Annotated in this window: 12 protein-coding genes; 5 read left to right on the top strand and 7 right to left on the bottom strand. The window is 70.4% G+C overall.

Translation table 11 applies throughout. The features are described 5' to 3' along the window. Positions 1-859 precede the first annotated feature (859 nt). Positions 860-1,120, bottom strand: a complete 261-nt coding sequence (locus J7I97_RS36235) for a DUF6225 family protein (protein ID WP_214944193.1) — start codon at positions 1,118-1,120, stop codon at positions 860-862. A 1,026-nt stretch (positions 1,121-2,146) separates the two neighbouring features. Between J7I97_RS36235 and J7I97_RS36230 the strand changes: the two genes are divergently transcribed. Then, positions 2,147-2,848, top strand: coding sequence for a DUF4232 domain-containing protein (locus J7I97_RS36230; protein WP_214944191.1), 702 nt, complete (start codon positions 2,147-2,149; stop codon positions 2,846-2,848). Positions 2,849-2,870: 22 nt separating this feature from the next. On the opposite strand, the gene J7I97_RS36225 is transcribed toward J7I97_RS36230, so the two are convergent. Continuing rightward, a complete protein-coding gene (locus J7I97_RS36225) occupies positions 2,871-3,857 on the bottom strand; it encodes an LLM class flavin-dependent oxidoreductase (RefSeq protein WP_214944189.1) in 987 nt (328 codons plus the stop codon). 515 nt (positions 3,858-4,372) lie between these two features. Continuing rightward, a complete protein-coding gene (locus J7I97_RS36220; protein WP_214944187.1) occupies positions 4,373-5,455 on the bottom strand; it encodes an IS630 family transposase in 1,083 nt (360 codons plus the stop codon). A 47-nt stretch (positions 5,456-5,502) separates the two neighbouring features. Between J7I97_RS36220 and J7I97_RS36215 the strand changes: the two genes are divergently transcribed. Then, on the top strand, positions 5,503-5,724 hold the full coding sequence (locus tag J7I97_RS36215) for a hypothetical protein (RefSeq protein WP_251059496.1): 222 nt from the start codon (positions 5,503-5,505) through the stop codon (positions 5,722-5,724). Beyond that, positions 5,724-6,194 carry a zinc-ribbon domain-containing protein gene (locus J7I97_RS36210; protein ID WP_214944184.1) on the top strand — a complete coding sequence of 157 codons (471 nt, stop codon included), beginning with the start codon at positions 5,724-5,726 and terminating at the stop codon, positions 6,192-6,194. The genes J7I97_RS36215 and J7I97_RS36210 overlap by 1 nt, the downstream gene beginning before the upstream one ends. A gap of 201 nt (positions 6,195-6,395) precedes the next feature. Here J7I97_RS36210 and J7I97_RS39745 read toward each other — a convergent pair whose 3' ends face one another. After that, on the bottom strand, positions 6,396-6,518 hold the full coding sequence (locus J7I97_RS39745) for a hypothetical protein (protein WP_285441206.1): 123 nt from the start codon (positions 6,516-6,518) through the stop codon (positions 6,396-6,398). Between the two features lie 337 nt (positions 6,519-6,855). Between J7I97_RS39745 and J7I97_RS36205 the strand changes: the two genes are divergently transcribed. Together J7I97_RS36205 and J7I97_RS40550 are read left to right on the top strand one after the other, a co-directional pair. Next, positions 6,856-7,275, top strand: coding sequence for a subtilase-type protease inhibitor (locus tag J7I97_RS36205; RefSeq protein WP_214944182.1), 420 nt, complete (start codon positions 6,856-6,858; stop codon positions 7,273-7,275). A gap of 135 nt (positions 7,276-7,410) precedes the next feature. After that, positions 7,411-7,647 carry a respiratory nitrate reductase subunit gamma gene (locus J7I97_RS40550; RefSeq protein WP_214944180.1) on the top strand — a complete coding sequence of 79 codons (237 nt, stop codon included), beginning with the start codon at positions 7,411-7,413 and terminating at the stop codon, positions 7,645-7,647. Here J7I97_RS40550 and J7I97_RS40545 read toward each other — a convergent pair. From J7I97_RS40545 to J7I97_RS36185, 3 genes are all read right to left on the bottom strand, one after another. Further along, complete coding sequence (locus tag J7I97_RS40545) at positions 7,560-7,883, bottom strand: STAS domain-containing protein (protein WP_374195541.1); 324 nt, start codon at positions 7,881-7,883, stop codon at positions 7,560-7,562. The two genes, J7I97_RS40550 and J7I97_RS40545, sit on opposite strands and share 88 nt — an antisense overlap. Before the next feature lie 110 nt (positions 7,884-7,993). Beyond that, a complete protein-coding gene (locus J7I97_RS36190; protein WP_214944176.1) occupies positions 7,994-8,359 on the bottom strand; it encodes a hypothetical protein in 366 nt (121 codons plus the stop codon). Beyond that, positions 8,356-8,619, bottom strand: coding sequence for a hypothetical protein (locus tag J7I97_RS36185; protein WP_214944174.1), 264 nt, complete (start codon positions 8,617-8,619; stop codon positions 8,356-8,358). The genes J7I97_RS36190 and J7I97_RS36185 overlap by 4 nt, the downstream gene beginning before the upstream one ends. Positions 8,620-9,026 lie beyond the last annotated feature (407 nt).

Genomic DNA, 9,026 nt, shown 5'->3' with positions numbered 1-9,026 from the left:
TCAGCAGCTCATCGACATCCGTCCCCGTGTCATGGCTCATCACACGCACCTCCATGGGCGGCGAGCGGGTCAGCGGCCCCGGGAGCGCTCACGTCGGATGTCCACGCCGGAGCCCGGTGTCGCTGATCGCTCCACGTCACTATCGTATTTCGGGTCGCATGGCCCGGCATCTCCGGACCGGTGCGGCCGGGCCGTGGTGACTGAGCGCCGTGGTCGGCGGATGAGCTTTTGGGTCCTCGGCCCCCCGTCCCGGGAAGCAATCGGCCAGCGCGATGCGCGATGGGTCGGGCCGCCCGCCACCTGGACTGCCAGGCTGTGCGCGGCCAGTCCTTCCAAGTGCTTGACGATCGTGCGCGGCGTGTAGCCGACGGCTTCGCAGAGCTCTTGAACGGTGGTTCCCCGCGCGCCTGCTGTCCTCAGCTCACTCCAGGTGCGCTGCGCATGGTGACCGAGACCGCCGTCCGCCTTGCTGGAGAAGATCGACCTCGTCGGCCCGGGCATCCTGCCCCCGACGGCCCGGCTGCCCTGAGAGGGCACTTCCTGCTTGCCCAGAGCGTTCTCCGGGACGTGGCCGAGGTCCGGCTCGCCCGCGACCGAAGGTGACTCCCTGACGCAGCCATTCGTGCCAGCCCTCCCCAACGGCCGGGGCGTTCGGTTCACACGGCGGTGTTTGCGGCCCTTCTTCTGCTTGCCCACGTCGGTTCCTCCAGCTGACTCGCATTCGGCTCCTGCGCCTAACGAGCCTGCCAGCCCGCGGAGCCGCCTTGGCGCGAGCCGACCCGAAGAATCACTGGCACGGCTCATACTGCGGCCCGGCACCGCCACGCGGCCGGCGCCCGGCTTGTCCAGTTGATGCCGCTCAGTCCAAGTGCAGATAGTAGACGCCTGCCTTGGCGTCGGCGAAGAGCGTGAACTGGACCTGCGGCGCCGCGGTGCTGTCGTCGCTTGCGATCTCCACGGGCTCGGCGTTGACGAGCACGAATTCGCCGTACCCATCGAGATTGCCCGGCTCGTCCGCGACCCCGATGTGGATGGGAGTGTCGTCGGTAACCCCGGTGAGAGCGGAGCGCAGCCGTCCCGCCGTCCAGACCTGCGGCGCGTGCTCGAACGTGTCAGCCATGCGCTGAGGCTAGTGGTGCAGAACGGACAGGATCGGACACGCCGCGCCGACGAGAACAGCAGGCCAGACGGGACGCCACCGACGACACAGCCCTCACCTCGCTGATGCCCTGTGTTGTCGGGGGCGCGGCCCCCCGTCGCGGCCCTGGCGGTCAGGGCCGCACCCCGTACGGCCACGAAGCTCCCCCCACCCGCCGCGATATCTGAAGCACCACAGGAACTGGCCTCGGCCGGCTCTGCGGCTACGACCGCTTTCCAGCCTCCCTCGTGGGGGGCGTCAGTGAGGCGACTGACCACCATGTCGAAGAACTCGGGGTCGACGGGCAGCAGGCCGCCGGTGGACGGCGGTACGTCGAGCAGGACCCAGGGGACGGGTGCGGGCCGGGCCGTTCGAGGTCGCGTTGGGGGTTTGGTGTCGATCACGCGAGCCTGCGAGGTGAAGGTGAGGGCCAGCTCGGCCGTAGCGCGGGTCTTGCCCTCGCCGCCTCGCCGGACATTCTTGTTGCTGAGGGCCTGTTCTGTGGCCGGCCCTGGCCACCCCGGCGGGGCGTGGCTCGCGGCCGCGGGGAGCTGGATGTCCTGGACGCGGTCCTGGTTCCGCCCTGACCTGGTGGCGGAGGTCAGCGCGGACCGGGCGGTCGACCGGGTCGGGGTCTCCCGTCATCCTCTGAGGGAGACCCTGCCCTGGCCACCGCCGAGCTCAACTGCGGCCAGCAGTGCTCCGGCCGCCCGGCGCCCCACCGTGGCCTCCTAGTTCGCCTCGGTCGGGATGCCGAGTGCTCCGAGGTCTACCCGGACCGAGTAACCGCGCGGCCGTCGGGGGCACGGTCACCTCGCCATCATGCCTCCGGTCACGGCGTGAAGCGGCGTGCGCCGTTGGGCGTCCCGGCCGGGGCGATCGTGATTTTGTTGGCGTCGTGTCACGGAACCGCCACAAGCCTCTGCCCGGGAGAACCCGGTGGGGCGCGGTGGCGTGTCCGATCATGCGTGCCGGTGCGGGACTGGTCGTGAACCTCGGGGAGCGCTCATGCAGTACTCAGCAGGTGTCGGCCGGACCGCGGCGGCGGTGGCGGCGGCGGTGGCGGTCACGGCCTTGATGACGGGCTGTACGCCCACCGGCGACGACGGGGCGGGCGCCAAGCCGTCGGCGCCCTCGGCTCTCTCGGCTACGGCGACGCCGCCGTCGAAGACGCCCGCAGCGTCGGAGCCCGCGAAGCCGACGCCGACCGGCGGCGCCGACCACACCAAGCCGAGCCCCCCGGAGCCCGGCCCCGGCGGCGGGGCCAAGGCCTGTGCGATGGACCAGATCAAGGTTTCCGACGCCCACCAGGCCGATGTCCGCCCATCGGGTACGGGCACGGGCGCCGCCGTCGTCTCGGTCACCAACACCTCGAAGACCCGGTGCACGCTCAGCGGTTTCCCGACCGTCGCCGGAGCCGGCAACGGCTCGCCCGACCACAACCTCCCGCTGGCCACCACCCACAGCGGCTCGGCCACCACGGTGTCCCTGGCCGCGGGCGCCCGCGCGTGGACGAAGCTCACCTTCGTCAACGTGCAGGGCGAGGCCGACGGCTACTGCGTGTCCGGCGCCACGCCCGCGAGCTTCCCCACGCTCGTCCTGGGCGTTCCCGGCGCGGGCTCGCACCAGATCGCCATGGACGACGGCGTCTTCGCGGAGTGCGACAACAAGGTGACCGTCATCGCGTTCTCCGCGACGAAGCCCTCCTGACGGCTGGTTCCGGGCCCTACGACTACGACGCCGCCGCGGCCTCGGAGTACTTCTTGATGAGCTCGTAGGAGCGCAGGCGGTCCCCGAGGTCGTAGACGGGCGTCGTCAGCATTAGTTCGTCCGCTCCGGTCTCACGCACCAGTTCACCGAGCCGGCGTACGACGCTCTCGGGTGTGCCCACGGCCTGCTGTGCCCGGAAGTGTGCCACCGCCTGTCGCTCCTCCTGCGTGAACGGGTGGGCGGCGGCCTGCGCCGGCGTGGGGAAGGGCGTGTCGCTCACCCCCTTGAGGAGCCCGGCCTTGACGACGTCCATCGGTCCCACGCGCCACGCGGCTTCTTCTTCCGTGTCGGCGCACACCGTCTCGACGCACAGCAGCACACGGGGCCGCTCGCACCACCGGGACGGGGTGAACTCGGCCCGGTAGCGCTCCAGGACCGCGCCGGTGTTGTCCGGCCGGATGTGGTGTGCCACGGCGACCGGCAGGCCGAGCTTCGCGGCGAGAGCGGCGCCCGCCGTGCTGGAGGCCAGCAGCCACGGCTCCGGCAGCGGGCCGAGGGCGACTTCGTCCACCAGGAAGATGAGGATCGAGGCCACGTCGCTCTCGTACTCCGCGTCGGTCGTCGGTCCGGCCCCGCGCCGGAGCGCCCGTGCGATGGACTCGTCGAAGGTCCCGGGGCCGCGGCCGACTCCCAGGTCGATGCGGTCCTCGTGCAGGGCGGCCAGCGTTCCGAACTGCTCCGCCAGCATGAGGGGGGCGTGGTTGGGGGCCAGCACCCCGCCCGAGCCGAGACGGATGGCCGAGGTGGAAGCGGCGGAGTGGGCGATCAGCACGACCGGCGGGAAGGCACCGATCGCGGGCGAATGGTGGTGCTCCGCGTACCAGACGCGGTGGTAGCCCAGCCGTTCCAGTCCCTGTGCGAAGGCGGCGGTGTTTCGCAGAGTGTCCAGGGCGTGGGTGTCCGTCTGGACCATCGCGACTTCCAGTGCTGAAAAAGGTATGTCGAGCATGTCGCCAGCATAGGGATCACTCGTCCGGCGGGCGCATCGGTGATCACTTTCACGCAACCGGGCCGGTCGGGCATCGTACGCCGTCACGCGCAGCGGTCGTTTCCGGCCGTCCGGGGTGCGACACAGGCCACAGCTCTGCGCCCGTACCCGGCCGGGGTACGGGCGGTGCCACACTGGCCGCGGCGGTACGGCGGCGTTCGCGCATTTCCCGGAGGTGTCACGGCGTGGCATTCGGTGCCCAGGAGGAATCCGTCCCCGTCCCCGTCCCCGTCATGCGGCCCTCGGTACACGAGACGTACGGACCCGCGGACCTGAGCCCGGGCGCCCTCTACCTTCTGCCCGAAGCGGGCTCCGTACGCTTCGCGCGGTTCCACGAGATGCGGGAGCAACTGCGCGATGCCAACCTGGAGTTGCTGGAGCGCATCGCCCCCGACAGAAGGCTGGCTGGGGGTCGACGGGCCTGCTCTCAGTCTTCGCAACGATCTAGTGCTGCTCCGCGGAAGTTCGTGGAGGGGTCAGGCTGCCTCTTTGAGCGGGATGCCCTCGTAGGTCCAGCGGAACGGGCGGGCGTGTTCGTTCCGCTGGATCATCCAGGTGTCCATCTTTCCGATCAGGTCGTTCCGGCTGGTGAAGTCGCCGTAGCGCAGGACCGCGCGGGTCAGCGCGGAGAAGACGAGTTCGACCTGGTTGAGCCAGGAGGCATGGGGCGGGGTCCAGTGGACGTGCCAGCGCGGGTGGGCGGCGAGCCACTCCTTGGTGTGCTTGGCGGTGTGTGAGGAGCCGTTGTCGAGGACGACGTGGATGTCCTTGTCACGGGGCAGGAGCCGGTCGAGCCGGTCCAGGAAGTCGGTGAAGGTCGCGGCGTTGTTGCGCTGGATCGTCTCGATCAGGGTCTGCCCGGTGGTGACGTCGAGGGCGGCGACGATCGAGGCAGTGCCGTGGCGGCGGTATTCGAACTCGCGGCGGGCGGTTCGGCCCGGTGCCGGTGGCTGGGAGGGATAGCGGCGCTCGCGGGCCTGGATGGCGGTCTTCTCGTCGATGGACAGCACGATCGCCCCGCTCGGCGGGTCGCGGTAGAGGCCGCAGATGTCCGTGACGCGTTCCCAGAAGTCGGGGGTGTCGCGGCGGGTGAGCCATCCGGTGACCTTGTGCGGCTTGAGGTCCAGGCCGGCCAGGATCCGGCCGACCTGGGATGCGGAGATCGGCGCGAACACGGTGCCCGCGACCTGGTCGGCGATCGCCGCGTGGGTCCAGGTCGCGGCCGGGCCGGCGGGGGCGCTGGTGGCCGCGGCGACCACTGCGACGCGCACCGGGTCGTCGTAGCGGCGGGGGCGACCCGAGCGGGCGGCGTCCTTCAGGCCGTCCAGGCCCCGCTCGGCGAACCGGCCACGCCACTTGCGGACGGTGTTGACGCTCGCCGTCAGGCGGCGGGCGATCACTGCGTTGCCTGCCCCGTCGGCTGCCGCCAGCACTATTCGCGCCCGAAGCACCTGCCTGACCTGGGACTTCGGAGACGATACGGTCCGCTGCAACACTCCGCGTGTCTGTTCGTCGATCACCACGGCCACCGCTCCGCACCGCCCCGCGTCCTCCGCCATGATCCGTGATCATGGCGGAGGACCGGCCAGGGCGGCAGGATAGGGCTGTGCCGAAGAATCCGCCCGAGTCCATGCAGCACCACCTGCGCGAGCGGCTGAACATCCGCGCCGGTGAACGCTGGCCGCAGCTGGCCAAGGTCCACGTCCGCTTCCGGGCCGGATTCGCATATGTGGATGGCGAGTTGAAAGACGGCGAACGTCTTCCGCTGTGCCGCCTGCGCTTCACCGGAGTCCTGCACACCTGGGGCTTCGCGCTCTACCTCGCCTGATGGACGAGTACGACGCGGACCACGAGGACAACCCGGCAGACCTTCCGTACATGGGGACGCTGACCTCCACGCTCAGCGTGTGGTGGCGCTGCCTGCGGGGTGAACGGCATCGGTGGAGGACATCCATCAACAACCGCCATGCCGTCGGAACCGGCTGCCCGAGATGCGCGAAGGGCGGCGTTTCACGTCGGGAGCAGGACATCTTCACGTTGTTGAGGGAAACGTTTCCGGATCTGACAAGCCCGGGCGCCGCAGGTGAGGGGACACGCTGGCAGCGTGCCTGGCGAGTGGACATGTACCTTCCGGGAGCGTCGCCCGTGGTCGTCGAGTACGACGGCGCCTACTGGCACAAGGGCCGCTTCCAGCAGGACGCCGCCAAGACGGCATATCTGTCAGCGTCCGGCCACCTGGTGCTCCGCGGACCTGCCGGCCGCAGAGGTGGCGGCACGGGTGCGCCGCCGGATAGCTGAGCTGACCCAAGTTGGAGGGTCCGCCGCTCCACAGCAGGCGAAGGAACAACTGGACCTGTTCACGGCCAGCCACCTGCTTTCCCACGGGCCGGCTCCCTCTGCCGACCAGGTCGTCGGCGTGTCGGAGCGCAGACTCCTGGCGGCGTGGAGCACTCCTGCCAGGGGATTGCCGAGCGGTTCGGCCTGGTGGATCTGCCCACGTCAGCACTGACCGCCGTGAGCGAGCCAGGCTGAATTGCCCCCGGTGCGGCCGGAGTCGATGTTCCCGGCCAGGTCGGCGAGCGCGTCGGCGAGCGCGTCGATGCCCTCGTCGGCTGCGTGCACGCCAGGCGTCGTCGCCGGTGGGAGGGACGGGCACACCGGCGCTATCCGGTCAGCCTGGATGGACGTTCGATGAACCGCGCGCGGCCGACAGCAGGTCAACGGCCCCTCGTACGGCCGTCACGCCGGGCGTCACCCTCCGTTTCCGCTTGATCGCGTAGGGCTCGCACCCCATCTGAGCTGCCCGAACGACCATTCGGTCGCCGATAATCGAACGGGATGTCTGTAAATCGGCGTTCGATGTGCGCGCACCCTTCGGACCCGGCAAGCTCAGCGGTGTCCAGCCGACGTAACGCAGCCAACTGCTGCGTCTACCCTTCGAATTGAAAGTGAGTCCGTCGTGCGTCACCGCATCGCTGCCGTCTCCGCCGCCGCCCTCCTGACCCTGGCAGGCGCCACCGGCATCGCGGAGGCAAAGCCCGCCAGCCTGTACGCTCCGTCCGCCGTGATCCTCGCCGTCGCCCAGGGCGAGGACGCGGCCACCGTCGTGCGGGCGTCCGCCCTCAGCTGCGCACCTACCGCCCAGGGAACGCACCCCGACCCCAAGGCCGCGTGTGCGGCCCTCGCCGCCACCGCCGGCACCCTCGACACGCTTCTGGCCACCCCGGACTCGAACCGCGCGTGCCCGATGCACTACGACCCCGTTACCGTCACCGCGGACGGCGTCTGGCAGGGCAAGCGCGTCTCCTGGAAGCACACCTTCTCCAACTCGTGCGCCATGGCCGCGACCTTCAACGGGAACGCCGTCTTCGCGTTCTGACGGCCCCCGCCCGGACCCGTCCGGCCCCGCGCGTCCGCCCCCGCCCCCTCCCCGGCGGGGCCGGACGCGTGTCCCGCCGGCGGTGACGGAGCCCTACCGCCTAGGCCGGGACCGGCGGGGTCCGGGACTCCCGGTGTGCCTTCTCGTCGGCGTCGGCGAGCCAGAAATACAGCGGCGGCATGGCCGCCGCGCCGCTCGCCAGCGGCGCACGCGCCGCTGGCGTTGGCCCCGTTCGCGCTGTGGCCCTTGAGCCGCCTGGTGCACGCCTTCACGGCGCCGGTCGGCTACCTGACCCGCCAGCGCGTACCGTTTTCCGGTGGCCGACCCGGCCCGCGGATGCCGGAGACCTGGGCCATGAGTTGCTGGGGTTGAGGCTGCCAGCCGACGACCTGGACGCGCAGGCCCAGGCACTCCGCACGCCGGTGCAGGTCCAGGAGGTGGAGCAGTCCGTCGGAGTCCATGGATACGACACCATGCAGGTCGATCATGAGGTCGCGCTCATCGGCGGTGATGTGATCGAGTGCCTGCTGGAGCACCAGGCCCGCGTCCTCCGCGAGTTCCGCACTGGCGCCGACCAGGACCGAGCTGGTGCAGCGCTGAACGTCCATGGTGATCAATACCGTCTCCTCTTTCGCCTACCCGAAGGCGGCCTGCCCGTGGGCCACCATCCTGGTGTGGAGCCGGACCTCCCCAGCTCTGCGATGAGGTGTGTCGATGATCAGCTCGTCCAGGTCTTGATCTGAGCTGCGACGTCCCGCACCGGGAGTCCGTCCCTCGCGGCGCGGGCCAGGGGGAGGACGGTGTTCAGGCCGGGGCTGACCGGGAGGCCGCACGCCGACAGGTAGGCCGCGGTTACCGTGGCCGCGAACAGCAGGTTCCGCGCCTCCAGGCTCGGGTTCCTCGCCAGCTCGCACAGCAGCGCCGCGGCCTTGTGATGCGGCTCGGGGTAAACCTCGTGGTCGAGGACCTCCGCACGGTGACGTGCTTCCGCTGCTACCGGCACCCCGTAGTCGACGACCTGGGGGTCCCCCGGGATCTGCTGGGCCACGGCCAAGATCCAGGCGAGGTCGATCCGGAGGTTCACGCGGCATCCCTCGGCGCGCGCTCCGCCAGCCCAGCCGGGAGACCCGGGTACCGGTCCTCACCGAACTCCGCCTCGAACTGCTCGGCGTACGCAGCTTGGAACGCCGCGGCGCCGGCCATGAAGGCGGCGCGCGACTCGTTCACGTCCTGCTCGATCAGATCGGCCACGTACCCCTGCAGGCTCAGACCGCGGCGCTTGGCCCGGTCCTCGGCGGCTGCCTTGACGTCCTCGTCCAGCCGGATGTTTGTCTGCTTTCCCATCCCACCACCATAGCTATGCAGTGATACCAGCCGCTAGCAAACGGGGGGCGGGCCACATCACCGCTCTGCCGGTCCGGGCACACTCCGTGCCTGATCAGCCCGGAGTCCCTGCGAGGCTGGGTTAAGAAGGCCCGGGCTGCCGAGGGCGCCGGGTCCGGGGCGGGCGCCGCACGGTCCGGACCCGGCGCGGACGACCGGGACGAGGAGCTGAAGCGGCTGCGGAAACTCACTGCCGAGCAGGCGAAGACGATTGAGATCCTGAAAAAAGGTGCGCCACGAACACGGGAGTTCGCTATGGGTAGTTGAGCGGCGGAACGTGATGCTGCACGAGTGATGAAGGTAGGCCCTTCGGAGCCGCCCTGCGGGGCAGGGGGATTGCAAAGTTCTTGATCGTGCGTCGGCGCAGG

Origin of the sequence: Streptomyces sp. ISL-87 (genome assembly GCF_018614095.1) — a bacterium.
In the GTDB taxonomy this organism is placed as follows: domain Bacteria; phylum Actinomycetota; class Actinomycetes; order Streptomycetales; family Streptomycetaceae; genus Streptomyces.
The sequence above is the reverse complement of the archived record's forward strand: the minus strand, read 5'-3'. Positions and strand labels throughout refer to the sequence as shown.

Coding starts and splice junctions, on each gene's coding strand:
- J7I97_RS40545 (WP_374195541.1), bottom strand. CDS start 7,883: ATGGACGTTCAGCGCTGCACCAGCTCGGTCCTGGTCGGCGCCAGTGCG.
- J7I97_RS36210 (WP_214944184.1), top strand. CDS start 5,724: ATGGACGAGTACGACGCGGACCACGAGGACAACCCGGCAGACCTTCCG.
- J7I97_RS36220 (WP_214944187.1), bottom strand. CDS start 5,455: ATGGCGGAGGACGCGGGGCGGTGCGGAGCGGTGGCCGTGGTGATCGAC.
- J7I97_RS36185 (WP_214944174.1), bottom strand. CDS start 8,619: ATGGGAAAGCAGACAAACATCCGGCTGGACGAGGACGTCAAGGCAGCC.
- J7I97_RS36225 (WP_214944189.1), bottom strand. CDS start 3,857: ATGCTCGACATACCTTTTTCAGCACTGGAAGTCGCGATGGTCCAGACG.
- J7I97_RS36235 (WP_214944193.1), bottom strand. CDS start 1,120: ATGGCTGACACGTTCGAGCACGCGCCGCAGGTCTGGACGGCGGGACGG.
- J7I97_RS36230 (WP_214944191.1), top strand. CDS start 2,147: ATGCAGTACTCAGCAGGTGTCGGCCGGACCGCGGCGGCGGTGGCGGCG.